This is a genomic window from Pseudomonas migulae NBRC 103157, assembly GCF_002091715.1.
In the GTDB taxonomy this organism is placed as follows: Bacteria; Pseudomonadota; Gammaproteobacteria; order Pseudomonadales; family Pseudomonadaceae; genus Aquipseudomonas; species Aquipseudomonas migulae_A.
This window is the reverse complement of sequence record NZ_BDAG01000022.1, coordinates 61,363-86,257: the sequence shown is the minus strand read 5'-3', so window position 1 is coordinate 86,257 and position 24,895 is coordinate 61,363. Positions and strand designations below refer to the sequence as shown.

The window sequence follows — 24,895 nt, the reverse complement described above, 5'->3', positions numbered from 1 at the left end:
TAACCGGAAAATCACCTCCAACGACACACCACTCACGAAAATTTGCGTGATTTGATGAACAAACCTTTCAGGATGAGACCAATGCGTCTTTTACATGTGCCTGCCATGGCGATTGGCGCTTTGATGCTCGCCGGTTGTGCCTCCGCGCCGAACGACCCGACGCTGACGTTGCAGACCAGCAAGACCCCGGCCCAATACGCTGAATGCGTCGTACCGAAATTGCAGGGCGATGCATTGAACCCGACCGTCTCGCAGACCCAGCGCAGCTACCGGATCGTGGTGCCGAGCAAAGTTTCGGCGGACAACGTGCTGGAAGCCTACAAGGCCGGCAACGGCGGCAAGGTGTTCATCTACGAGCGGCACTTGCTGGCCTCGAACCTGTTGCCTTCGAGTTTTGAACGCGCCGCACAGGATTGCATCTGACCCCGGCCCGTAAACGTTTTCTACAGAGCTCCTTTGGTTGGCCGCAACCAACCAATTTTCTGCCTCGCACCCCATTTGGTTGCGGGGCTTTTTTTTGTCTGGGAATAACAACAGCTGGCTTTCCACTCGTCTAAATCGACAGGCCAAACCGATACTTCTGGTCTGTTCCTTCTTGCCCGGATGTATGTTCGATCAAGAAGCCACAGCGCTTGAGGACCTTGGCTGAGCCGATATTGGCAGCGTAAACGTTGGCAACCAGTTGGTTAAGGTTCCAGCGCAACTTCGCCTCCTGGACCAGATGCTTCACCGCCTGTGTGGCCAGTCCTTGTCCGCAAGCACTTTGTGCAATCCGATAGCCGACTTCTGCCGAGCGCCGGGACGTGTCGATGTCTTTCAGGTTCGCTCGACCCACTATTGTTCCGCCAGAGTCGACGATGACACAGGGGTGCCAGATTCCGGCGGCGTAGTCGGATAAATAAGCCGTGATGTGCTCGGTGACGCCCTGCACCGAGTAAAAAGCCGCATCGCGCGCGTCAATGTGGCGCTCGAACCACTCGCGATTATTCCATTCAAATGTCAGCAACGCCTCAGCATCAGTGCTTTCCAGAGTCCGAATCCTGACGGATTTCATAAGTACGCTCCCTCCTTGGTAAACAACCTGGATCATTGTTCAGGGGGACACCGGTCCGCTCCTGGCCGCCAGCATCCTCTCACAAATAACAGCCACCGCTAACGCAAAGACTTGAACGCCGTGCGGAGTTCTTCAGTGAACAGTTGCGGCTGTTCCCAGGCTGCAAAGTGGCCGCCTTTATCGGCTTGATGAAAGTAGATCAGATGGCTGTAGGCCCGTCGTGCCCAGGATTGCGGTGGGTAATAAACGTCATCCGGAAACACCGTGACCGCTACTGGCAGGGAAATGTCGGTGGTCTTCTGTGCGGCTGAGGAAAGAGGGCTGCGTCCCATGTTTTCCCAATACAGCCGTCCTGCCGAAGCGGCACTGTTCGTTAGCCAGTACAGCGTGAAGTTATCCAGCACCTGATCCTTTGTCGGCAGCTGTTGAGCGTCGGCGCCGTACATCCATTTTGAAAATCCCGGGTGAACGAGCAGCAGCGCAGCGAGAAAGGCCGGTGAATCCGCCACGCCGTAACCCATCATCTGTGGTCGGGCGGCCATCATTGCGCTGTACGCCAGGTTTCCCTGTTTGATCAGTGTGGCAACGGCGTCGAAGGTTGCGCGTTCCTGCGCGGAGAAGTTCTCCGGTGCCGGCCCACCGGCCGCGAGTGCCGCCGTCGCTTCCGGCGGTAATGTGGCCGGCAGGTTGAGGTGGATACCGAGCAATCCGGCCGGTGCCTGGCGCGCCATCGCGCTGGTGATCGGACCACCCCAGTCGCCACCCTGAGCGACGTAGCGCGTGTACTCGAGGCGTTTCATCAACTGTGCCCAGACCCGTGCAATATGATCCGGGTCCCAACCAATACCCGTCGGCTTACCGGAGAAGCCATAGCCAGGGATCGACGGAATCACCACATCAAATGCATCCGCCGCGTTACCCCCGTGAGCGACGGGGTCGGAGAGCGGGCCGATGACATCGAAAAATTCGAGAATGGAGCCTGGCCAACCGTGGGTCATGATCATCGGCAATGCGTTCGGACGGGGAGAGCGCACCCAGATGAAATGGATGTCGACCCCATCGATATTCGTTACGTACTGCGGCAAGGCGTTGAGCCGGGCCTCCACTTTGCGCCAGTCGTAACCCGTGCCCCAGTAGTGAGCCAGCGCCTTCAGTTGTTCCAGTTGAGCGCCCTGGGACCGATCGGAAACGGTCTCTTTATCCGGCCAGCGGGTCGCCGCAATTCGGTTACGCAGGTCCACAAGATCGCGCTCAGGAACGTGGATTTCGAAGGGCCGGATGGCTTCTGCATCTTCGGTGGCAACCGCATGGGCGGGAAGCGATGAGGTGAGCATGACGGCGACTGCGGCAGCAACGAAGGCGAGTTTCATTTTCACTTCCTCGGATGAGGGCATGCTGGGCATCATTGCAATTGAAGGTTAGCAGTTCTGCCGCGTCCACTACGCTCACCCCTGAGGACCCCGCCATGCGCCATGTCACTGTGGAATACCTGTTCAACGGCGAGCCCCGTACTCACCTGTTCGAGTTCAAGCAGCCTCAGCTGCCCGTACACGAGGCGGCGATGCACTTGCTGCAACTGCATTTCGTGGATGGAGAAAACAGCCTGATCATGCCCAATGCGGATGCCACGCCCGCGCAGATTCTAGAGCAGGCCGAGCGGGTAGGGCTGACGCAGATACAGGTTGTCGACTAACGTGTAGACCAAAGCAAAAAACCTATTGAATAAAAACTCTATAAACGGGAAGCTCACTGGCACATTGCTAGCAACCACTCAGTGAGTATCGCCAGTGACTGGCTCAGGGAGCGCTGATGAGTGTTCGTCCATTAACCGACGCTGTGCGGCAACCGAACGATTGCGAAGTTATCGCCTCTCAGCTTAAAGGGAATTCGGACACTCTCGGCATGGCTGACGCTAGCAACACGGAAACAATCGAGCAATTGCTGGACTCGGCGCGTACCTGGGCACACACCACCGCATGGGTGGTTTACCGTGCCGGTGAGCAAATGCATCTGGTCGGACAAGGCGACCCACGGGCGCAGTGGCCGGCCAGTGTTGCAAACGAAGAGTTCGACACCTTTTGCCAGAACTGGCGCTTGCACCGCTGGCCGACGGGCAGCGGCGAAAGTGTGCTGGGCTGGTTGCTCGCGCCGGTCGACGCTGCTGCGGAACCGGCGCTCGCCGGGTTTGCCCGGCGCCTGGGTATTCAGGTGCAGACCAATACCCTTGCCCGTGCGCAGATTACTCAGCGTGTACTGTATGAAATCACCTACCTGGCCAGCTCGACCCGCGACCGCTCAGTGTTTCTGGTGGGGGTTCACCAGCTGCTGGCCAGCCTGATCGACGCCGAGAACTTCTATCTCGCGTTGTATGACCCGCACAGCGGCAAGATTGACTACCCGTATTACGTCGACATCATCGACGTTGATGCCGTGGAGTCCTCGCACTACGAATACCTTGACCCTTCGCACCTGTCGCTGACCGGCCAGGTATTGACCACTGGCCAGCCGTTGCTGATCGACGCCGCCGGCATTCTCGCGGCTCAGGCCGAGGAGCGTTTTTACTGCGTGGGTGATCGTCCCGAGTTCTGGATGGGCGCGCCGTTGAAAAATGCCTCGGATGACGTGTTTGGCATGCTCGCGATGCAGGTCTACGACGTTTCTCGTACCTACAGCGCGGAGGACCGCGCGCTGTTTCTGGTGGTGGCCCGCCACGTGGCGATGGCGCTGGACCGGATCCTGCACCGAGAGGATCTGGAAGCGACGGTGATGCGTCGCACCCTGGAACTTTCGGCACTCAACGACGCCTTGCGCCAGGAAGTGGCAGATCGAGAGCGCGCCGAACATCTGCAGAGCGCGCTGTTCCAGATCGCCGAACTGTCCAGCCAGCCGGGTGACATGGCCGAGTTGTTTCAAACCTTGCACGGTATCGTCGGTGATCTGCTGTTCGCGCGGAACTTCTACATTGCGCTGTTCGATGATGCGACCAGTGAAGTGACCTTTCCGTATTACGTTGATGAACGGCAGACGACCTGCCCGGTGGCACGGCGTGGGAGCCGCGGCCTGACCGAGTACGTGATCCGTCAGCGTCGAGCTTGCCTGATTGACGCCGACGAAGCTGAGCGATTGACTGCGCACGGTGAAATCGAAGTGGCCGATGCGTATTCCCAAGCCTATTCCTGGCTGGGCATCCCCTTGTTCGATGGCGATGTGGTGCGTGGCGTGCTGGCGGTGCAAAGCTATACCTCGCAGGTGCGCTATACCCTGCGTGACCAGGAACTGCTGACGTTCGTGTCGCGGCACATCGACACCGCGTTATCGCGACGCACGGCCGCCGAAGCGATCCATGTCGCCAACCTCAAGCTGGAAGCCCGGGTGCAGAGCCGCACCCGCGAGCTCGATCACGCCAATGCCAAGTTGCAACACGAGAACTCCCACGATGCGCTGACCGGGCTGCCGAACCGTACTTACCTGCAACAGCGCCTCAATCAGGCCTGGTCGCAGTTCGGTAGCGAAGGCGGGCACCTGGCGGTGATGTTCATTGACCTCGACCGTTTCAAACTGGTCAACGATAGCCTCGGCCACCATTTTGGCGACCTGCTGTTGATGCAGGCCGCCCATCGATTGCGCGGTTGTCTGCGCGACGCCGACATGCTGGCGCGCCTGGGGGGCGATGAGTTTTCCGTGCTCGCGCCCGAGGCGCCGCTGGACGTGGTGATCGACATCGCCGAACGGATTCTGGTGGCGTTTGACCTGCCGTTTTTGATCAATGGCTATGAAGTTTTTTCGTCCTGCAGTATCGGCATTGTCACCGCCGACAGTCAGTTCCATCAGGAGCCAGCCGACTTGCTGCGCGATGCCGATGCGGCGATGTACCGGGTCAAGAGTGCCGGGCGCGACAGCTACGCGGTGTTCAATCAGGAAGTGCGCCGTGAAGTTTCGGACCAGGTCGAGCGGGAAGGGGCCTTGCGCAACGCGCTCAAGCGTACCGACGAGTTGCTGCCGTATTTCCAGCCGATTGTCAGCGTCGAAAGCGGCGAACTGTTGGCCCTTGAAGCGCTGATCCGCTGGCAACAGCCGGGCGGCAGGGTGATCGCGCCGGGCGAGTTTTTGCCGGATGTCGAGGGCCTGCGCCTGATCGGTCGACTGGACCTCTACATGCTCAACAGCATTGCACTGATCCTCGCACAGCCCGAGCACGCCAATTGGCCTCCGGTGCACGTCAATTGCTCCAGCTACAGCATGACGCGTCCGGACTTCGCCAGTGATGTGCTTGCACTGTTGGCGCGGTACCGGGTCGAGCCGTCGCGGATCTGCCTGGAGTTGACCGAAGGTGCGCTGGTCGCCGAGCCGGCGATTGCCCGACTGACCATGCAGCAATTGGCCGACAACGGCATGTCTGTGGTGCTCGATGACTTCGGTGCAGGGTTTTCATCCCTGAGCTATGTGCATCAATACCGTTTCAGTGGCTTGAAGATCGACAAGTCGTTCATCCTCGAACTGACCGCCAGCCCTCGCAGTCGCGCGATCGTTCGGGCGATTGTGCGGATGGCCGAATCGTTGGACCTGAGTGTGGTGGCCGAAGGTGTCGAGGATAAAGCGACGCTGGACTTGCTGCGTGAAATGGGCGCAGGGCAGGCCCAGGGGTATTACTTTGCCAAGCCGATGGGGTTGGAGGCGTTGTTGGCGAGTTCGCTGATGGGGGGGTAGGGTGTGTATCGTGCCCTTGTCGCGGTCGCCTGACCTTCAAACGCGAGTACGGCTTGTACCTCATCTATGACTGACCGGCATTGGCCTTCGGCGCCGGTTTCAATTTACGCCTTCGCCTTCGCCCGCAAACGTCGGCCAAGCACGTCCATCAAGTCACAGCCGTCGCGCAACGGGATGGCCTGCAGCTGAGAAAAGTCCTTCAGCACCACCGTGTCGCAACCAAGCTCGGCGCGCAAGGCGATGTTTTCCAGTACATGTATGAGTGCCATACATGGCTGGATCAAGGTCAACGGCTTTCACCCAGCCTTTGACTGTACGAGCGTATTGCCGAGTGGATAGATGGTCTGAGGTATGCAGCCGGCTAGGGAAAGGCAGTCCTCGCTGTGTAGCTTGCCCTGATGTATCCAGACTGCGACAGCCGGCTGTGTTTGTTCAGTCATCTCGAACTGCACTGGCCTCTGCGTTTTCTGCTGCATCACCATGGCTCGTGATGAGACGTGCTCGCCGTGGGCGACGTCGCGCATAAGGTGGGCGAATCAATCCAGAGGCCGTCCTTGCCTTAATAGCCAAGGTTCGCCAACTGGGTCAACACGGCAACTAGCGAAATAGTGCCCTGAATTCGTTCGATATTGCCGCCCTCAAACGAGATCCACCCCTCATTGAAACCATCGAGCATGCGGATTCGAGCCAGCGGATGCTGCATCCCTTGTGAGCGAAAGAGGTTGTCCCAAGTCTCTCTCGGCACTGCCCGAGCTTGAACAGAACGGCCCAGTATTACGCTGAATGTAGCGGCAATGTCTTCAGGACTCACGTGTTGCCCCTCCAGTTCGACAATGCGTTGGCCCTGCCAGGATTGCTGGATGAGTGCAGCGGCCGTCCGGCCGACGTCCGCAGTTGCGATCATGGGCACTGTTTTATCGAGTGGTTGCAGGAAGCTGTGGATCGCCCCCTCATCCCGTGCCGAGGCCACGTCCCACAAGGCATTCTCCATGAACCAACCAGGGCGCAGGAACGTCACGGGAACATCAAGCTTGCTCAGGGCTTGTTCCATGAGCGTGCGTTGGGTAAGCAGGTTGGTGTTCACGGCTTGAGCACCGATAGTCGAAAGACAGACGACTCGCTGTGGCTGCGCCGTTACGATTGCCTCACTCACTGCAGCAATCACCGCTTTGGCCTTGGGGAAGTGCGGTTCGGGATCAAAATCCGACGGTGGCAAGATGAACACGCCTTGGGCGCCTTCAAATGCCCGCGTCAGTGCGGCGGCGTCGTCCATTTCTGCAAGGGCGATCTCGCAGCCGACCGCTTCCCAGGATTCAGCTTTGTTAACGTCGCGCACCACGGCGCGAACGAGTTGCTTGTCTTCCAGCAGAGCACGGGCAAGTGCGCCGCCGACCTTGCCGGTGATTCCAGTGATTGCGTACATGATTGATCTGCCATCAATGAGTCCGAAGGGGATGCGCCACTGCATCTACGTACATCTATGTGCAGTAGCGATCTGACGGGGGCAGATTATCGAAGCCTGCACGATGACAGAATAGCCATCGAGTCAACTGAGTGATGATCTAAAGTCATGAATTGGCGGGCTGGCCTCCGTATTCTCAACCGACGTCTGTAACCGCCTTGGCTCGGGCTTTAGAACGAGCTCGATAGCTGTGCGCCGCAGGTTCGGATAGATCCAGTACCTCTGTCACGAAATCGATGAATGCGCTGACCTTTGCAGGAGGCAGGTGGCGAGAGGGGTAGAGCGCGTACAGGTTAAAGCTCTCTCCCTGCCAATCTTGAAGTATCTCAACCAGGCGGTTGTCGGCAAGCAGGTCCTTGACCCCACTGGCCTTGACCCGCGCCACGCCCGCGCCGCCAACGCATGCCGCGATAAGTGTGCTGGACTCATTCACCAGCAAGCGGCCGCTTGTACGCAGGGTGATCTTCTCGCCCCCAGACCCATACTCCCACTCCAATGGCAGGCCCGTCATGGCGCTTTTCATCTGGATACATGAGTGTCCTGCCAGATCTCCTGGTGTATTTGGGCGGCCACGTCGCTTGAGGTAGTCAGGCGAGGCAACGGTGACCGTTCGCGTGTCGAGCAGCCTGCGGGCCACCAACGATGATGAAGGTGGCTGACCGAATCGCACCGCGATATCGAAACCTTCGGCGACCAGGTCGCCGAGCTGATCGCGGACGGTGAGTTCAAGTTCAAGGCCAGGATGGCGCTGCAAAAATTTGTCGATGTGAGGCGCGAGCATTCGTCCTGCAAAGAATGCATCAACATTGACCCGCAAACGTCCTTGCACAGCCGTGGATGCGCCGGTCGCGAGCGTGACGGCATCACCAATGCCGGCCAGCAGGGGGCTGATTTGCGCGTAGAGCTGCCGACCTTCATCCGTCAGGGTGACTGAGCGCGTCGTCCTGTCAAACAAGCGAATGCCAATACTCGATTCCAGGCGTGTCACCGCACGGCTGACCCCTGAGGGCGACATGCCCAAAGCCTCGGCAGCCCGCGCAAAGCTGCCGCTATGCACAATGGCAGCCAGAACACTGATGTTAGCGAGCATGCGACCGTCGAAGCTCATGATTTATTGGTGCTCAAAAGTCATCGAATATCTGACTGCGTGGGCATTCTGTCAACACAGAGCTTTCTCTACCCTCTTCAAACGTTTTGTACCTTCAGGAGAGTTGCTATTTCACTCGACCACACGCGTCGAAAAGTACTTTGGGGCGCATCGGGCCTTCTTGCCGTGTCCACCCTGAATGGGTTGCCAGGCCAAATTCCGGGCTTTAACCCATCTCATCGGAAAGTCGGGGGCAGACCAGCATTGTCTTAAATGTGGTCTGCCCCTTTTTTGTCCAGCTAGCAAGCTGGGCCAACCGGCGGAACGCTCTGACGAACATAATAATTGTCGTATTCACTGCTTCCGATGAATTGGAAGCCATGGCGAGTATAAAAGCGATTCGAAGCGCTTTCTTTGAGAGCACCCACTTTGATAGGGAGCGCAGCCGCATCCGCTTCTTTAAAAATATGTGTGAGAACAGCAGAGCCTATCCCTGATCCTTGTGCGCTCGGTCTCACATACAAGTGGTCGAGCAAGAGTTCATTGTGGTGACGCTTGACCACTACAAAACCAACCCTCTCTCCAGATACCTCAATGTAGTGTGTGTTGTGGGCTTCAAAACCGCTAAGAAACCGCTCGCGCGCGCGCACTGGATCAAATCGCCCTACACGCTCCAGACTTTCGCGCATGGCCTCAATTCGAATGGCTACAAGATTATCCAAGTCGCTTGGTTGAGCTGGGACCAACGAATGCATACCTCGGAGCATGAGCACTTTTCCTTTGCTCGATCTTAGCCATGACACCGCATGGCATAAGGAAGTGGCTGGTGAAGGCAGTTCGCTCACGCCCTAAACGAGGCGGAGCATGGGAGTTGCGTTACAGCGCCCGCACTGGAATGCAGATGTCGCAGTTAAACTGACCGGTGTGGGGGTCACGTACCGTGTGCGCAGAAAACATCTCGAAGCACGGCCGGTCGTCGCATTGCTGTCCGCTAGACGGCATCCATTCACGCGTCAGCCACATCCAGGCGTTACCTAAATCCTCAACGTTCCCTTTGAAACTCGCCACGGCATAACGGCCGCCCGGCAGAGTTTGAATATCTGCTTGGCCGCTAGCAACAAAATGCGCGGGTACTTCGACGCAAGCGTCATAGCGGCACTTGTTGGCTGGCGTGAGAGAGGGATCGTCATAACCTATCCCGTAACACGTTTGATGGCTGAGGCCATTTGAGTGCATCCAGGGCGCAAGGGTACCGCGCCAAAATTCGCCGATGGCTGGCCCATATGGACCTATCAAGCGTTGATACGCGACACGTGCTTTTGGTAAATCAATAATGCGTACATCCATGGCAATTTCTTCCGCTAGTCGATAGGAGCCGTCAGATTCACTGAACGCACTCCCGTCTTCCTGATGGATATTGCCGAAGACCTGATCAGGATTGCTCTCTTGGTTGCCTGATTGCTGTCCGATCGCGGCCGCCTGAGTTTTTAGCCGCTGAAGAGTCGTGGAGCGCCAGGCCGATGGCGTGCAGCCGAACTTGAGTTTGAAGGCTCGCGCAAACGCTTCGCCCGAATGGAAACCGGTGGCCAGCGCGGTTTCAAGCACTGTTTCATTGCTACCACAGGACAGTCGGAACGCCGCCTTCTCGAGCCGTCGACGCTGTGCATAGCTGCCAAGCGTTTCTCCCATCCATGCGGCGAAAATTCGATGAAAATGGAAGCGAGAGAAATTGGCGATGTCGGCCAAATGCGCGCCATCTAAAGGTTGATCAAGGTGAGCATCGATGTAGTTGAGCACACGGTTTATCCGTCGCGTGTACTCAGCGCGGGATGCTTGCGCAAAAGGTTTGGTGGTCATGTTAGGTATTCTAAAAATCACCGTTCATGTGGCTATTGAGCCGTTGAGTTCCTGCGACTACCGCAGCGCGTTCTATTCTACAAAGGTTTGAATATCCGCTTTTGGCAAATTGCTGCCCTCCGTGAACGGCTGCATTGGGTCGGTTGCTGTCTGTCGCGATGGACAGCAATCTGCCAAAAGCTGTCGATCGCAGGCATTCACTAAATGAAGGACGACTCGATCACTGATGCCCGAAGGTGGCACAGGCAAATCGAGAGTCACTTAGTCTGATTCGACGGATAAAGACCGGCAAGCCGCGCTATCACAACACCAACGTAAAAGACGCCTGAAAATTCTTCGACCATCACAAGTGAGCGGGCGTGGTTGGTCAACGGGAGCACATCGCCATAACCGGTGGTCGTCAGCGTCGTGAAGCTAAAATAGATCAGTTTGAAGAAAGTGCCGGGCTGTGCGAAATCGAGGTTGCCAGGACCGAATGAGCTAGCGCTGGATATCTCGACCAGCGCATAGACGAAGGACCAAACGAAGGCGAGCATGATGTAACCCGCAAGTGCGCCATGCAGCTTGTCGGCTGTAATTGGCCCACGCTTGAGAATATAGCGAAGCACTCCGATGAACGAGACTGTAAGAGACGCCGCATAACATATCCCGGCAAGGACAAGAATCGCGGTACTTTCAGCCCACAACGCCGCCCATTGAAGGCCAACTCCAAGCAACGCCAGGCCCAGTTTGAGGATGAACCCCAACCGAGTCTGCCTGGTGGCGAAAGCGCCCACGAGTAGCACGATTGAAAACAGAATGCCAAGAAACGTGCGAGCAAATATACCTTCCTCAAGAAAGGGAAACAGGAGGATCAATCCTAGTAAGAGCAGCAATAGATAGGTGCAGGGCCCTCGCCCTATTACCATCTGACCTAGATCCTCTTCGGACCCGGCTTTATCTTGCGGATTCGTCATACCTGTTTCCTATAGACCGAAACAACGCTCGAGACCTGACGCTGCCGGATTGAAATCTGACCTGGCTTTTGAAGAGTCGGCAGTGAAACTGTAGTCGCGAATGGGGCTTTTCAGGCCCTTCGCGACACGCAGTACCCGGCCAGCAGCGGAAGTTCAGACGGATTGATTCAAGTCGGGCCTTCAATGCGATTGCGATTTGCGCCGGTGTTCACCACGAAAATGCAAATGGAACTACCCTGAAGTTATTTACCTCAAGGTTGCGTGTTTCATCTGGCCAACCTTAACAGGCAGGTCGTCGATGTATCAGAACTTAGCGCTGCTTGCCGCCTTCCTCCTTACCTACAGCATATTTGCGGGGCGCTTCGAGTCACGCCTGCTTAATGGCCCGCTTATGTTCATGCTTGTCGGTCTGCTTCTCGGCCCGGCATTTCTGGGCGTTCTGCAACTCCGGATTGACAGGGAGGGCCTCAAGTTCTTGGCTGAGCTGACGCTGGCGATTGTTCTGTTCAGCGATGCTGCCAATGCTGATCTGAAAGTCCTTCGGGCCAATGAAGGGCTTCCACTGCGCTTGTTGATGATGGGGCTACCGCTGACCATAGCGGGTGGTTGGCTAATCGGCGTCTGGCTGTTCCCACAGGTCCCACCGTTGGAATTGGCAATACTGGCAACCCTCCTGGCTCCCACCGATGCTGCGCTCGGTAAGGCTGTTGTGAGCAACCCTCAGGTTCCCGCGTCCGTGCGTGAAGGGTTAAACGTTGAGAGCGGGTTGAATGATGGAATCTGCGTTCCAGTGTTGCTTGTGTTTTTGGCATTGCTGGTCGAACAACAGACACAGTCCCCTATCTCACTGGCATTAGAGTTAGTGATCGAGGAACTGGGCATCGGTGCACTCATCGGCCTTACCCTTACGCTCATCGCCTGGCGGTTGCAGCGCTACTCCGTAAAACACCAGTGGCAAACGCCAGTGTGGTCACAGTTGACCCTGCCCGGGCTTGCCATTCTGTGCTTTGCCACAGCGCAAACACTGGGCGGTAGCGGCTTTATCGCCGCGTTCGTCGGTGGGTTGCTTGCAAGTTTTCTGTTTACCGAGCAAAAGCACCAGATGCTCGAGGCCTGCGAAGAGTTCGGCAGTCTGTTATCGGTCATTACCTGGGTCGTATTTGGGGCACTGGTGATCCCTTGGGCCTGGAGCAGTCTCACCCTGAACATCTGGCTTTACTCGGTGCTCAGCCTGACCGTGATTCGCATGCTGCCTGTGCTGATCAGCCTGGTGGGAACCCGCTTCGATTTCGAAACGCGCCTCTTCATCGGTTGGTTCGGCCCGCGAGGTCTGGCCAGCATTGTCTTCGCCGTCATGATATTGGCCTACCCTCTACAAGCAAGCCGTACCTTGGTGGCTACTGCTGTCTGTACCGTTTTACTCAGTGTGCTATTACATGGTCTGAGTGCCAATCCATGGGTTGCACGGCTGGCCAGGCGTGATCATTGATATTTGTCAGAACCCCCACCGTTTTTTTCGCGTGGAACGTTGTGACGTGATGATGACTACAAATGAACAACTCATCAGCCGTCATCTCCACTGGGGACAGAAAGCCCGGCTCCGAGTCAGGGATCAGGCTCTCTTTAACTTGGCTATCGACTGTGGATTCAACCGGTCGATGATGCTCTGGAAATGGCAGAGCAGACAGCAGTCTGACCATCCACTGCGACGGTCTAGGACAGACCGTCGTTATCGACTCGATCAGTACCTCCAAAAGACGGGTGTGAGCAGCACCAGCACGGTCAGAATTTCCAGCCTTCCCAAGAGCATGCCGACCGTCAGCAGCCATTTTGCCGCATCCGGCAAGGTCGAGAAGTTGCCTGCTGGACCAATGATCGTCCCCAGTCCGGGGCCCACGTTGCAAACTGCGGTGGCAGCACCGCTTAAGGCAGTCGTCCAATCAAGACCGATCAGCGCCAACCCCAGGGCAATGCCACCGATGGTGATAGTGAAAAAGAATGAAAAGGTCAGCAGTGAACGCGCGATGTCTTCATCAATGGGATGGCCGTTGTATTTTTTCCGAATCACCGCACGAGGATGAATCAGTTGTTTCAGGCTGCCCATCAGCAAGGAGGAGGCGACCTGAAAGCGGAATATTTTAAGCCCACCCGCCGTAGACCCAGAGCAACCGCCGACGAAGGTCAAATAGAAAAACAGCAAAACAGAAAAGCTGCCCCATAAGGTGTAATCCCCAAGGGCTAAACCCGTGGTCGTGACCACCGAAGTTACATTGACAGCCACGATACGAAACGCTTCCCACCAGCTGTAGTCACTGTTAATGCACAACCATGTACCAAATAGCAGCCAGGTAATCACCAGAAACCCAATGAACCCTCGCACCTGATGGTCTTTCAATAACGCACTTTTGTTGCCCCGTAGTGTGGCGACATACAAGGTGAAAGGCAGGCTGCCGAGAATCATGACGACCACGGAGACCCAATGAATAGCCGGTTGAGGCCAGTGCGCCAGGGATGCATCCGAGGTTGAAAAGCCGCCCGTTGAAATAAATGACATCGCATGATTGATCGCTTCGAAAGGCGTCATTCCCGCGACCCATAGCGCCAGAGCGGACACCCCGGTCAGCCCGAGGTAGAGCACCAGAATATATTTCGCCGCGACGTGAGAGCGTGGTGTGACTTTCTCTGACCAGTCTGAAGATTCTGTCTGAAACAAGCGCATGCCGCCGACTCGCAACAAAGGCAAAATCGCCACGGCCATGCCGATAAAACCAATTCCGCCGAGCCAGTGCAGCATCGAGCGCCAAATCAGTAACCCGGGTGACGCGGTATCCAGCCCCGTCAAAATCGTCGAGCCGGTGGTGGTGATGCCGGACATCGTTTCAAAAAACGCATCGGTGTAGCTGATGTGATGGATGAGCACCATCGGCAAAGCCGCAAAGGCGCAGACGACAACCCAACTGGCCGTGGTCAACAGGTACATATCTCGTGGACGAAGTTGGGCAACCTCCGGACGTCCGCGAATAATCAGCGCCAGTCCACAGACGAAGGTGATCAGGCTCGACCAGAGAAACGCGGACAGATCATCGCTGCGCTCATAAGCCACCAGGGTAAGCATGGGAATAACCATGCTCACGGCCAACGTGATCAAAAAAATACCGAGGATAAATCCGATGAGCCGCAGTACTGCAATGGACATAAAAAACGCCTGGCTGATGAGCGCTGCAGAGTATCAATTGAGTCAACATGGCTAGCCGTAAAGTTTACGTAAAATTCCCCGGTGGAGCTGAGTTCATCTGATCGGTATTAGCCATTTGCGCGAACGCTTAGCCAAAGCGTGGACCTGCGGAGGCTATCCTGCCGGGTTATTCCCGACTGATTCGTAACTGTATCGCCCGTAACCCTCTGACATTGACGCGTTACTAATGCTTGAACCCAAATCCTGACGGGTCGTTTCAATCCTGAACTCTATAGCTGATGGGCAGGTTCCAGGAGTGGGAAATGACTGCTTTTGGCCGGACAGCGGCGGCTGCACGGTGAGGTCGGTACACCGCTTCAGATTCTGGCTAGGCGCTGGCATCGGCTTCATGCTCATCGGCGAAGGCCATGAGCACCTCAAGATCGAGCACATCCAGTTTGATCCGGGCGATAAAAGCGGAGAAGGCCAGGTTGGCCGCGAGCAGGCGCAGATCGGCGGCCCAGGCCGGGACGTGGACCGGCCCTTGGAGCCAGCCGGATTCAAAGAGCGGGGCCAGGCGTACGGTGTCACCCAGGCTGAGGCGCCCGGCGAAGAGATGGCCCACCAGTTCTGGTCGGTTGTCACGGATCGCGATGCGCAGCAGGGTATGAACGCCGAGCAAACCGGTCAGGTAGGCGGCATCCTTGGTGAACGCTGAGCCACCGCGCAGGTCGGCGCCGCGGAAAACCCGCTGGGTCGAGCGGAAGGACTCCTCTTGCGACTGACCGGCGGCGAGAAACCCTTCGAACACCTGGATGAAATCGGCGCCATCCAGCGCCTGCTGGACCGCGAGCACGCGCAGGGCGAGGCGGCGTAAACGGTTGATGTCCATGCTGCCGGTGAACAGCTCGGCCAGGGTGGCGATGCCTTCCTGAGTCTGGGTCGTGCGTGGCGCCCCCAGGCCCAGGCTTTTCAGGTTGGGTTGGAGCGCGCCGTTTTGTGCCGTGGCGACATGCACGAAGGCCTCGTGTTGCAACAGTTGATTCTTGTCCAGTTCCGAGAACAGGGCGCTGGCACGCAGGCGGATACGGCTCGCCCCGGCGATGGCCTTGGAGGCCAGGGTCGGGTCGAGCACGACCGTAATCCGGCCCGGCCCGAAGAAACGGTCCAGTTCCGGTTGCATCCAGGCGGCGAAAGCCTCGGCGGGGATCTCTGCCGGGCTCGGTGGAATCCGGGCTCCGCCAAGAAGGGCGTCGGTGGTCTTGAGGAAGAATTGTGCCGCGTCCAGCATGCTCAGCTTTTGGCTCGGGTAGTAGAAGTCCGGGCGCCGGTACAGCGCGGACGAATACTGAGTAAAGGCGGGGGTGCCAATGGCGCCGAGCATGCGTCCGGCCGTGGCATAGCTACGTGCTGTCATGGCGAGGTAGTTCCCGGCCGGATGCCCCTCATCGCATCGGTCGATAAAGGCTTCCAGCGCGGCGACGTCGGCGCTGTGGTCGCGTGGGCGCAGTTCGACTCTGGGCAACTCAGCTTTCCCGCCACGCCAATGCGCCAGGAAGATTTCCTCGACGCCATCAGGCCAGGACAGGGCATCCAGTACGCGAATCTTGCGAGCCAGACCGGGAAGGGCGGCATCGAGTTCGGACAGAGGCGCGGCGCTCATGGCGATCACCTTGAGAGACGAGGTTCATTCGAAAAAGCTTAGTCGTTGCTGATCTGTTGCGTTTTAACCGATCAAAGAGACCGGATTTCGGCAAATGAATGCTGACAGGGAAGGGGAGAACTCCTCTTCGAGCCATGCCATGCAGGCCGTTTAGGGCCGATAGCTGGCTGTCGTGAGCGGGCAACCGACCCATTGAATCGCCCCTGATTTTGTAGAGCATTGAATGGCTGCTTCAATCCAAAGCTGACATTCATTTTGAGTCGCTCAATCACTGGCTCAGAGGACAGTGTCGTCACGTAGAAATAAACAAGGCCGCAATCGCAGCCTTGTTTATTTCGGAGGGTTACTCGTGCGAATGGCCGTGCTTGGCACTCTCGGAGGTTGTGCCTTTTCGCCACCGCCGCATGAAAGCGACGAGTTTCCCATTTGTAGGGGGTTTATATCCCCCTGGGGGATGTGGGGCCATCCGAAACCAGAGCCAGTGGTAGCTCAAGAAGTAGGCGCTCGGCCGTTCATCTAATGTTGGGAAGACAGTTAGGAAGTCGCTTGTCCAATGAAGGCAATTAGCCATACGCTGCGAAGCGTGAGATATCTCACGGATAAAAAAACATGAGCATGGAGCAAGCCCTGATGAAACTGTCCGCCATTTTGATCGCCGCTTTACTTTCGATTACGTCCGTTGCTGTCTTCGCGCACAGTGGCGGTACTGATTCAAAAGGTTGCCATCGCAACCATAAAACGAACGACTACCACTGCCACTAAATAGCAAGAGCACACCTTGCGGCTGGACCGCAAGGTGGCATTCTCACATTTGTGGAGGCCAGTTAAAGAAAGGCTGATTCCATGCGCTTCAGACTTTAAAGTGAAGGGCCGCTTTTGGCCGATTGTTGCCTGTCGTGACCGACTGAAACCGACCCTAAGCGGCCGGTCGTAGTATCTAGAAAGCCGATTGCGATTGATCTTTCGAATAGCGCGAGAGCGAATCACACAGAGCACCAGTCGCCGATTTATCCGCGACCATAAGTGCCTTCAAATCAGTTGTACAATGATGATTAATCGACGATTAATAGTGAATCCGACCTGAATTTTTTCTCTATGAGTGAATTGTCACTATGACCAACGTCGACCCAGAGTGGCGCGTCCAGGAAACCAAAGGCGATTCTTCCAGATTCGCGCTCAAATTATCAGTAAGACATACCGTTTGGCTTGATTATTGCGCCAAATCACCGACAGCAAGAACATGGGGCGCATATTTTAGGTACCACGCACGTTGGTTGATGATAAGGTCGCGGGCGCTTTTAAGCTCTGGTTCGGACATGGAGGCATAACTCGCCTCCCTTTGGTTAACGCGTTGTACTTGGCTGTTAATAACTTTGTAGAGCGCCCAGCCTTTGCTTTCCATGCATAGACGATTGCCTTCATTGATGATTTTCGCTTCGGAGTAGCCCAGTGAGCGTAGGACTTGCACACCTTGGCCATTCTGCTGGTAACTGGCGACCTGAAATTGAACACAGGCGTTCAGACTTTCGCTGAACTGATCGGCTGAAGACTTGTTGTCCAGTGTTTTGAAATAGACGTTGCCATCTTTGAAGTCCATATCCGCACGGTCGGACACCACGCTTTGCCCGGTGCTCAAATAACTATTATGTGGTGTCGAGGGCGAGGCACAGCCATTGAGCAGGCTGGCGACGAGGGCAAACGTAAACAGGGAAGGGGCAATACGCATCGAGACGTCCTTGAACAGTTTCATGGGTGAATCCATATCGCAAATAGAGCCGGGCACTTGTCAGGTTCAAAAGGCCAGCGGCACAAAGATCTATGTTGACACAACGCCGCTAAATAGCGAAAAGCAGTGCCATTTTTGATCCTGGTTGCCGTATCAAGCAGATTTGGCACCGCGCTATATGAAGCGGCGTTGAACTCCACGGCCTTGCTACCGGCAGACAGAATGAGTCCTCCCTAACATTGCAGACACACACAAGAGGCCGCTTTTGGCCGGTTTCTGCCTATCGTGACCGGCAGAAGTCGACCCCTAGCCGTCATTCGGCTGCGGATTGACGAACATTACCCAGATGTCTTGGGATGTTTAGAGCTTTGAAGCCTGAATGGCTGCTTCGAGCAAAGGGCCCGTGATCCGGCGGCCATTGTAATCATCGACAAAGTAATTGATTCGGTTAGCCAGGTGCTGAATGGATAGCCAGCCCAAGCCTCGGTAGTCGCGCAATTCCTCGTCGTTGAGCTTAATCAGACATTCGTAACTCACAAAAGACGCCTCGCAGTTGACGAGGACAAAGATTGAGCCATCTCCTGCGCGAAGAAGATGCCAGTAGTCGTCCGTTGTGTGATATGTCGCAGGCGCAAGCTGAACCAGATCCATGATTGATTTTCGTACGTTACCTTTCAGTTTCTAACCATAACATGACTGCGAGCGCACGATTCTCGAATGCCCGCTATTGGCCGAGTGCTTCCTGTCACGAACGACAACAATCCCTCTTTATCAATAGTCTTCAACATAGGGTTGTTTATCGATTCAATTAAGTATTCGCTCTGTTTAGGCCGCCCAGCGTAATCCGGCGACACTCAAGAGAATCAAGCCAATCCAAACAAGTTTCCAGAACGATACCGCGTCACCTAACCAGTACATTCCAACGATGGCTGTGCCGGCAGCGCCGATGCCGGTCCACACCGCATAGGCGGTTCCTACGGGCAGCACCCGCAACGCTATCGTCAATAAGCACAAACTGCCCGCCAACGTTACGACCGTGCCCAGGAGCAGCCAGGGCCGTTCAAGACCGTTTGCAGATTTCAATCCGACTGCAAAGAAAATCTCCAGGAATCCAGCAACGATCAGCAGCAACCACGATGTGTTGTAAGTCATTCGATAAAACCTTATAGGCAAAAAAAAGCGAGCCGGTTAAGGCTCGCCAAAGGGAGGTAAAAGGTCAGTTGGCCAACAGTTTTCCGCTGAAAAGGCTGGTCAGGGTTTTCACCATCAGCACGGTCAGTGCCACAGTGAGGAACAGCAGGATCACAGCAGCGATGACCATCAACATGGTGTTCTCCTGGGCATGTGCATATTTCAACGCCGCGTTGCTCAGAGCTGCGATGGGGAAGCTGATTGCCCACCACGAAGGGGCGAACGGCACATCCCGACGGAACACTTTGAAGCTCAACACCACGAACAGGAACAGGCCGAAGTAGAACAACACACTGGCAAACCGGTCGATTTCGCCGAACACGTTGGTGTAGGCCAGAAAACCTACTTCAAAGGGTGCAATCAGGACCATCAGCGAAGGCACCATGCCTTTGGCCGGAGCTGCCTCATGCACCAGTCGCGAAAAGATCCGGGTGAAGAATACTAGCGCCAGCACTGCACCCACGGCGAGGGCAAACAGGTTGAACTCAGTAGCCCAGGCCATAGGCATATGCGCACCGGTTACCGCGATATCGAGGGTGGCAACACCTGGAATCAGCCAGGCAGGTACGGCATTCAACGAGTCTTGATTGCCCGACAACAGACGGGAAACCACGAGGCCTGCGAGCAACACCGTCAGTGCGCTGCCCAGTATCCAGAGAACCCGTCCGAGCAATTCGTTGTGGGGTGCCGCGACTGCCGAAAGCAACAACAGTGCAATGGTGACGGTGCCAAAAAAGTTGCTGGCGATCGGGTGGTTGAACTCGGCCCTGACCGCGGCTGGATGTTTCACCCATTTGGTCAGGTATCCCAGGGTCAACAGCACGAATACCAGGCCGGAAAGAGCGCCAATTGCCTCACCCAAGATGCCGCCGACGCCGTAATACTGGCCAGTAAAGCGCCAGGCCAGGCCCAGGCCGGCCAAACCCATCACTGAACCGAACAAATTGATAGGCAGATTTTTGATCGATGTTTTGCTGGCGGTTACCGTTTGAGCGGCATCGACGGTGGGGGTATATGCAGTGTTCATGGCAGTCTCCCGTTTGACTGAATTTGCTGTTGGGGCTATTTTCAGCCAAACAGTCGTTGGCTGAAATAGTCGTAAAGCGACGTATTCAGCCAATGAATCGACGAGGACAGACATCATGCGTATAACCCTCCTGGCATTCCCCCGTGTGCAACTGCTGGACGTCGTCGGGCCCGCCGACGTCTTCGCCGAAGCAGCGAAGCAACTGGGTAATCCGCGCGCCTATCGGGTCGAAGTCATCGGTACCAGCAAGGGCATGATCAAAGGCTCAAGTGGTTTGAAGCTTGGCATTGATGAAACCTTCGAAACTTATAAAGGCAAGATCGACACCTTGCTTGTGGCCGGCAGCCCACATATCGACGAAATCGCGCATGACCCCGCGTTGCAAGATTGGCTACGTCGGCAAGCGAAATCCGTACGTCGTATCGGCTCAGTCTGTAGCGGTGCTTTTCTACTGGCGGCCGCTGGCCTTCTCGACGGGCGCCGTGTCACCACCCATTGGAATTCCAGCGCAAAACTCGCTAAGGAGCACCCGCAAACACACGTCGATCCGGATAGCATCTTTATCAAGGATGGCAACATCTACACTTCGGCGGGTGTCACGGCGGGCATGGACCTGGCTTTGGCGCTGGTCGAAGAAGATTACGGCAGAGAATTGGCGCTCAGCGTGGCCCGTGAAATGGTGATGTTCTTCAAGCGGCCTGGCGGGCAATCGCAGTTCAGCGCGCAACTAGCAGCGCAAACCGCCGAACGCAGCGTGATCCGAGACGTGCAGGATTATGTGGTGGAGCACCTGAAGGCCGACTTAAGTGTCCCCATCCTGGCCGCCCGCGCCGGTATGAGCGAGCGAAACTTCGCACGTACCTTCAAGGCTGAAGCCGGTTCGACCCCGGCCGAATTTGTTGAACTGGCCCGGATCGATGCGGCCAGACGGTTGATCGAAGATTCTGACGTTTCACTCAAGCGCTTGGCCGATACAGTCGGTTACGCCAATACGGACGGGTTCCGAAGGGCATTTATGCGGCGTCTCGGAGTTGGGCCAAGTGATTATCGAAAGCGGTTTTCATTGATGTGATGCAAGAATGGCCCAATCGCTACGCAACACGATATTGATAGTGCGTCTACGGAGATATTTGATAGCGACCGGCATTTTTATGCGCTTGTATCACCTTGGTGATTCATTTGCATAGGTCCAGTACTTCAATGTCCGCTCTTGGCCGATAGCAGCCACCTCCGTCGAAGCAGCAGCCACCAAGTCAAGATATTCAACCCATCGAAATCAACTCAAATACTTGGCAAGAATCCCTTCTCTGCCAGCCACTTCAACGCATCAACCATGATCTCTTCGTTGTTCACCACTTCCGTGAAGCCCGCACGACGGATCTTGTTCATGTCCGAAATCATGTCGAATCCGGTGTTGAAGATAAAGTCACCGAACGGCCAGCCAACCAGCTTGTCATAGGGCAATGTGCTGAGCTCATGCTCAGTTGCCAGTCGCTCCCAGTCCTTGGCTTTACCGGGCATGTGCTTGGCGAGAGAAAACGGCTGAGGCGTGGCGACCTCCATGTTTAGCGCTTCGGCGATCTTGATCCAGATGCGTTCCCAGCGAAACGGCTCTCCTACCAGGTTGAAGGCTTCGTTACGGGCCGTGGGTGCGAGTGCGGCCCATAGGCTCGCGCGTGCCAGCCAATGCGCGTCGGTGAGTTGAGCAACGACCTCTCGATACGTGCGCATGGAGCCAGGGAAACGCAGTGGCACACCTGCCTGTTTGCTCAGCGCTGCGAAGACACCAATCACCATTGCGATGTTCATCGGGTTGCCGGCAATGTCGCCTACCACCACATCTGGCCTGAGGATGCTCCAATCCAGGCCGTCGCTGACCTGTCTTTCTCTGAGCAAATCCTCTTGGGCATAGTAGAAATTGGCAGCCACGTGGCGTGGGTCATCTTCATAGAATGGTGCGACGCTTGCGCCCAGGTGAACGCCATACACTTTTGCCCCCTGATAATGCACAACCCGCTGTAGCGGAGCACCGTTGGCCTTTAACCCGTCCAGAACGTTTCTAAGCATCACGGTGTTGATTTCAGACTCGCGCGCCAATTCAGGATCGGTCTGCAACGCCGCATAGAACACATGAGTGGTATCTGATGCGGCTTCGAGCGCTAACCGGGTTGCCTTAGCATCGCTTAGATCACAATCGATGGCCTCGACGCCCGGCAGGTTCGTTTTACGCAAAGCCCGCACGGACCATTCAGGCGCACTGAACAGCGTGTCGACCAAAGCGCTGCCGATGATCCCGCTGGAACCAACGACAAGTGCTACGTGTTTATCGCTCATTTCAAAATCCTCATGGTGAAGTGGAAAGGCTTAGCGTCAGGCAATGCGACCACCACCATCGACGTGGAGCACGGTGCCTTTGATGAAGCCATTTCCCATCATTGACAGCGCAGCGTCTGCAAGATCATCAGCTTGGCCGACCCGACCTACCGGAAGGCTACCCGCGACGCTTTCGAGAAGACCTTGATGATCCTCGCGGCTCAGGAAGTCCCGAGTCGGGGTGTCGACGACACCTGGCGAGACGACGTTGACCCGTATCGGCTTGATCTCCGATGCTTCACTGGGTGCGTCGGACGCGCACCCTATAGAGCACCGGCTCACTAAAAAAGGCTCAGATCAAATATAAAAAACAGTATCAGATTGGCGCCGTTGGCTGACTTTGCCTTCTCGACTCGAGGCAATTTCTCGGCCAATTTCATCCACCACCACCACCACCACCACCACCACCACTGCATCGCGTTCGCCATACTGGAAATTGGCACGTCCTGCACTGAACCCTTCCTCGCGACTCCAAATTAGTTTCACCGGACGCCCCACTGCCTTGGACAAATTGATGGCCTGCGGGTACGGGCTGGCGGAATCGTACAGAAAATGCCGCCCGAAGAATCCACCCACCAGCGGCGAATGCAATGTGATGCGGGAAAGCTCCAGACCAGTGCGTTTGACTATGTCCGCACGGAACATGTCCGGCGCTTGATTCGGCAGCCAGACCTCCTGCGAACCGTCCGGATTGAATTTGGCCAGCGCAGAAGGCGGTTCCAACTGCCCGTGGTTCAGGTATTGGTTGTGGTAAGTGGCGTTGATCCGGGTCTTGGCATTGACAAGAATCGTAGCAACGTCCCTTGGTTTTCGTCAGGAAGGTATTCGCTGGTTTCTGCTAAACAAATTATCTTTTACGTGCGGGGTACCCTTTACCGTCCACCATGATCAGCACCAGCGCGGCTTTTTGGACTCGGTAACGACTAATTGCTCTGAATATCAATTATCTCGATGAAGTTTTTTATTAAGGGCGACTGCTGACTTTTTCGCCAGACGAAATAGATATCGCTCGAGTCCAGGCCAGGCACATGATCGGCCTGAAATGTATCCGCTTGGCTAGCGTAAAGGTCGACATAACTTTCCGGAACACAGGCGAAGCCTAACCCTTCTGCTATACATGCAAAAATACTCGGATACGACTCGATTTCCAAAATCGCCCGAGGCTGGATGCCGTTGCTTTCAAGCCAGTTGTCAACCTGGTATCTGTAGTGACAGGTGCGACCAAATACATACAGTTCAAGTCCAGCCAAGCTTCCGGGGGTGGGCGAGGAGAAAGCCTTCGGTACCACTCTCAGTAAGCGCTCACGAAAGGCTAAGCGGCTTTCAAGCAACGGATGCTCGATTGGGCCATCAGTGAGGATCAGATCAAGCTCGCCATCGATCAATAGTCGCTCCAAGTGTAGCGAGTGCTCCGGACGGATGTGGAGATCTACCCCCGGCGCCTCCAGACGGTACCGTACGAGACGCTGGGGCAGATGATTAGCCAGCGCTACATCCAGCGCCCCGACTCGAAGCACACCATTAATGGAATCGGTCGAAAAAAGCGAGCGTGTTTCAGCCGCCAGATCGACGAGCAACTTTGCGTTGCGGTAGACCAGCCTACCTTCGGGTGTAACCAGCAACCGGTTTTTTTCTCGGTTGAACAGGACGACACCCAGCTGGTCTTCAAGCTCTCGTAGCCTTGCTGTGATGTTCGAAGGTACGCAATGCAGCTGTACGGCGGCGGCGGCTATTGTGCCGTGCTCTACGACGGCGCAAAAAAAACCGAGCTGTGAAAGCTTCAAGACATTTTCCTTTTGTGATGGCACTGCTCACTTTTTGTCACTTTTAGTGATTCCAGTGTGAGCTTAACATCGGCCTCGCAAAGGCATCCAATGACCGTAATCTTCGGGCCTCAAGGGCTCGCGATAGATAGGGCGTGGACGCACGGCTTTCGTCTCTGTTCGAGAAAGCCTTCTAAGAGATGTCGGCCTTGCGGGCCGATGCTGCAGCGGAGAAACTGATGCGCATCCTACATACCATGCTACGCGTAGTAGATCTGGATAAAACCATTCACTTCTACACCAAAGTGCTCGGCATGAGCCTTTTGAGACGGAAAGACTATCCCGAGGGCAAATTCACTCTTGCTTTCCTCGGGTATGGCCCGGAGACAGAATCTGCCGTCTTGGAACTGACGCGAAATTGGGGGCAAGATAGCTATGAACTTGGTGATGCATACGGGCATGTCGCTATCGAGGTTGAGGATGCAGAAGCGGTGTGCAACCGCGCAGCAATCCTGGGATATCGCGTTCCTCGGCCAGCAGGTGTCATGAAACATGGACGCACGATAATCGCTTTCATTGAAGATCCCAACGGGTACAAAGTCGAACTGATACAAAAAGGCACACAATTCGACTAACCAGGTTTTGGCATGCCGGTTCGGTTCTAAATCGCTCCTTTTGGATCAAGATTTCACAACGAATCGAAGACGAGGGTGCAGCGTAACCGTCCGGCGAAGTCACCTACCCGACTTCAGCGCTAAGGGCGATGTTCTCCACTTAATGATCGGCTGTATTCGGCCGATTCTTTTGAAAAAGTAGCTCCCCTGGCTGGCCTCCAGCAAAATTTCGGCATTGGC

Annotated in this window: 24 protein-coding genes and 2 pseudogenes; 7 read left to right on the top strand and 19 right to left on the bottom strand. The window is 55.9% G+C overall.

Going from position 1 to position 24,895, the window contains the following annotated elements; genetic code table 11:
• Positions 1 to 81 precede the first annotated feature (81 nt).
• Entirely contained in the window at positions 82 to 423 is a 342-nt protein-coding gene (locus tag PMI01S_RS17470) for a hypothetical protein (RefSeq protein WP_084321222.1), read from the top strand.
• A 130-nt stretch (positions 424 to 553) separates the two neighbouring features.
• Here the strand turns inward: PMI01S_RS17470 and PMI01S_RS17465 are convergent, their stop codons facing one another.
• Entirely contained in the window at positions 554 to 1,054 is a 501-nt protein-coding gene (locus PMI01S_RS17465; RefSeq protein ID WP_084321252.1) for a GNAT family N-acetyltransferase, read from the bottom strand.
• 98 nt (positions 1,055 to 1,152) lie between these two features.
• Positions 1,153 to 2,424 carry an epoxide hydrolase family protein gene (locus PMI01S_RS17460; protein ID WP_084321221.1) on the bottom strand — a complete coding sequence of 424 codons (1,272 nt, stop codon included), beginning with the start codon at positions 2,422 to 2,424 and terminating at the stop codon, positions 1,153 to 1,155.
• Between the two features lie 95 nt (positions 2,425 to 2,519).
• On the opposite strand from PMI01S_RS17460, the gene PMI01S_RS17455 reads away from it, so the two are divergent.
• Positions 2,520 to 2,747 (top strand): hypothetical protein, encoded by a 228-nt coding sequence (locus tag PMI01S_RS17455; RefSeq protein WP_084321220.1) that lies wholly within the window; start codon positions 2,520 to 2,522, stop codon positions 2,745 to 2,747.
• A gap of 116 nt (positions 2,748 to 2,863) precedes the next feature.
• Positions 2,864 to 5,761 carry an EAL domain-containing protein gene (locus PMI01S_RS17450; protein ID WP_084321219.1) on the top strand — a complete coding sequence of 966 codons (2,898 nt, stop codon included), beginning with the start codon at positions 2,864 to 2,866 and terminating at the stop codon, positions 5,759 to 5,761.
• A gap of 104 nt (positions 5,762 to 5,865) precedes the next feature.
• Here the strand turns inward: PMI01S_RS17450 and PMI01S_RS31710 are convergent, their stop codons facing one another.
• The 7 genes and pseudogenes from PMI01S_RS31710 to PMI01S_RS17420 all read right to left on the bottom strand — a co-directional run bounded on the left by PMI01S_RS31710 (position 5,866) and on the right by PMI01S_RS17420 (position 11,123).
• Positions 5,866 to 6,030, bottom strand: a complete 165-nt coding sequence (locus PMI01S_RS31710; protein ID WP_159439538.1) for a hypothetical protein — start codon at positions 6,028 to 6,030, stop codon at positions 5,866 to 5,868.
• A pseudogene (locus tag PMI01S_RS17445) lies at positions 6,017 to 6,285 on the bottom strand (integrase); the annotation flags it as partial. The pseudogene PMI01S_RS17445 and the gene PMI01S_RS31710, both read right to left, overlap by 14 nt.
• 35 nt (positions 6,286 to 6,320) lie before the next feature.
• Positions 6,321 to 7,184, bottom strand: a complete 864-nt coding sequence (locus PMI01S_RS17440) for an NmrA family NAD(P)-binding protein (RefSeq protein WP_084321251.1) — start codon at positions 7,182 to 7,184, stop codon at positions 6,321 to 6,323.
• A gap of 175 nt (positions 7,185 to 7,359) precedes the next feature.
• Positions 7,360 to 8,331, bottom strand: a complete 972-nt coding sequence (locus tag PMI01S_RS17435) for a LysR family transcriptional regulator (RefSeq protein WP_084321218.1) — start codon at positions 8,329 to 8,331, stop codon at positions 7,360 to 7,362.
• Between the two features lie 278 nt (positions 8,332 to 8,609).
• Positions 8,610 to 9,077, bottom strand: a complete 468-nt coding sequence (locus tag PMI01S_RS17430) for a GNAT family N-acetyltransferase (protein WP_084321217.1) — start codon at positions 9,075 to 9,077, stop codon at positions 8,610 to 8,612.
• A gap of 109 nt (positions 9,078 to 9,186) precedes the next feature.
• Complete coding sequence (locus PMI01S_RS17425) at positions 9,187 to 10,167, bottom strand: AraC family transcriptional regulator (protein WP_084321216.1); 981 nt, start codon at positions 10,165 to 10,167, stop codon at positions 9,187 to 9,189.
• A 257-nt stretch (positions 10,168 to 10,424) separates the two neighbouring features.
• Positions 10,425 to 11,123 (bottom strand): potassium channel family protein, encoded by a 699-nt coding sequence (locus tag PMI01S_RS17420; RefSeq protein ID WP_084321215.1) that lies wholly within the window; start codon positions 11,121 to 11,123, stop codon positions 10,425 to 10,427.
• 298 nt (positions 11,124 to 11,421) lie between these two features.
• Here PMI01S_RS17420 and PMI01S_RS17415 point away from each other — a divergent pair, with 298 nt between their 5' ends.
• Positions 11,422 to 12,612: a cation:proton antiporter gene (locus PMI01S_RS17415; RefSeq protein WP_084321214.1), complete on the top strand. Its 1,191-nt coding sequence runs from the start codon at positions 11,422 to 11,424 to the stop codon at positions 12,610 to 12,612.
• Positions 12,613 to 12,864: 252 nt separating this feature from the next.
• Here PMI01S_RS17415 and PMI01S_RS17410 read toward each other — a convergent pair whose 3' ends face one another.
• Both PMI01S_RS17410 and PMI01S_RS17405 read right to left on the bottom strand, forming a co-directional pair.
• The gene (locus tag PMI01S_RS17410; protein ID WP_084321213.1) at positions 12,865 to 14,319 is read right to left on the bottom strand and encodes a TrkH family potassium uptake protein; all 1,455 of its coding nucleotides are present in this window, start codon (positions 14,317 to 14,319) and stop codon (positions 12,865 to 12,867) included.
• A 367-nt stretch (positions 14,320 to 14,686) separates the two neighbouring features.
• Complete coding sequence (locus tag PMI01S_RS17405) at positions 14,687 to 15,961, bottom strand: peptidase MATCAP family protein (RefSeq protein ID WP_084321212.1); 1,275 nt, start codon at positions 15,959 to 15,961, stop codon at positions 14,687 to 14,689.
• Between the two features lie 609 nt (positions 15,962 to 16,570).
• Between PMI01S_RS17405 and PMI01S_RS32455 the strand changes: the two genes are divergently transcribed.
• Positions 16,571 to 16,723 carry a YHYH domain-containing protein gene (locus tag PMI01S_RS32455; RefSeq protein WP_231669741.1) on the top strand — a complete coding sequence of 51 codons (153 nt, stop codon included), beginning with the start codon at positions 16,571 to 16,573 and terminating at the stop codon, positions 16,721 to 16,723.
• A 448-nt stretch (positions 16,724 to 17,171) separates the two neighbouring features.
• On the opposite strand, the gene PMI01S_RS17400 is transcribed toward PMI01S_RS32455, so the two are convergent.
• From PMI01S_RS17400 to PMI01S_RS17385, 4 genes are all read right to left on the bottom strand, one after another.
• Positions 17,172 to 17,711, bottom strand: coding sequence for a hypothetical protein (locus PMI01S_RS17400; RefSeq protein ID WP_084321211.1), 540 nt, complete (start codon positions 17,709 to 17,711; stop codon positions 17,172 to 17,174).
• Between the two features lie 336 nt (positions 17,712 to 18,047).
• A complete protein-coding gene (locus tag PMI01S_RS17395) occupies positions 18,048 to 18,338 on the bottom strand; it encodes a hypothetical protein (protein ID WP_084321210.1) in 291 nt (96 codons plus the stop codon).
• A gap of 174 nt (positions 18,339 to 18,512) precedes the next feature.
• Positions 18,513 to 18,839, bottom strand: coding sequence for a DMT family transporter (locus tag PMI01S_RS17390; protein WP_084321209.1), 327 nt, complete (start codon positions 18,837 to 18,839; stop codon positions 18,513 to 18,515).
• A 64-nt stretch (positions 18,840 to 18,903) separates the two neighbouring features.
• Positions 18,904 to 19,905, bottom strand: coding sequence for an SLAC1 anion channel family protein (locus PMI01S_RS17385; protein ID WP_084321208.1), 1,002 nt, complete (start codon positions 19,903 to 19,905; stop codon positions 18,904 to 18,906).
• Between the two features lie 115 nt (positions 19,906 to 20,020).
• Between PMI01S_RS17385 and PMI01S_RS17380 the strand changes: the two genes are divergently transcribed.
• Positions 20,021 to 20,977, top strand: coding sequence for a GlxA family transcriptional regulator (locus tag PMI01S_RS17380; RefSeq protein ID WP_084321207.1), 957 nt, complete (start codon positions 20,021 to 20,023; stop codon positions 20,975 to 20,977).
• Between the two features lie 209 nt (positions 20,978 to 21,186).
• Here PMI01S_RS17380 and PMI01S_RS17375 read toward each other — a convergent pair whose 3' ends face one another.
• The 4 genes and pseudogenes from PMI01S_RS17375 to PMI01S_RS17360 form a co-directional block, all read right to left on the bottom strand.
• Complete coding sequence (locus tag PMI01S_RS17375) at positions 21,187 to 22,239, bottom strand: SDR family oxidoreductase (RefSeq protein WP_084321206.1); 1,053 nt, start codon at positions 22,237 to 22,239, stop codon at positions 21,187 to 21,189.
• A 36-nt stretch (positions 22,240 to 22,275) separates the two neighbouring features.
• Entirely contained in the window at positions 22,276 to 22,560 is a 285-nt protein-coding gene (locus tag PMI01S_RS32450) for an SDR family oxidoreductase (protein WP_084321205.1), read from the bottom strand.
• A gap of 171 nt (positions 22,561 to 22,731) precedes the next feature.
• Positions 22,732 to 23,079: pseudogene (locus PMI01S_RS17365) on the bottom strand (molybdopterin cofactor-binding domain-containing protein); the annotation flags it as partial.
• A gap of 122 nt (positions 23,080 to 23,201) precedes the next feature.
• Positions 23,202 to 24,062, bottom strand: a complete 861-nt coding sequence (locus PMI01S_RS17360; protein ID WP_084321204.1) for a LysR family transcriptional regulator — start codon at positions 24,060 to 24,062, stop codon at positions 23,202 to 23,204.
• A gap of 218 nt (positions 24,063 to 24,280) precedes the next feature.
• Between PMI01S_RS17360 and gloA the strand changes: the two genes are divergently transcribed.
• Positions 24,281 to 24,676, top strand: coding sequence for a lactoylglutathione lyase (gloA, locus tag PMI01S_RS17355; RefSeq protein ID WP_084321250.1), 396 nt, complete (start codon positions 24,281 to 24,283; stop codon positions 24,674 to 24,676).
• The last annotated feature ends 219 nt before the right edge of the window (positions 24,677 to 24,895 follow it).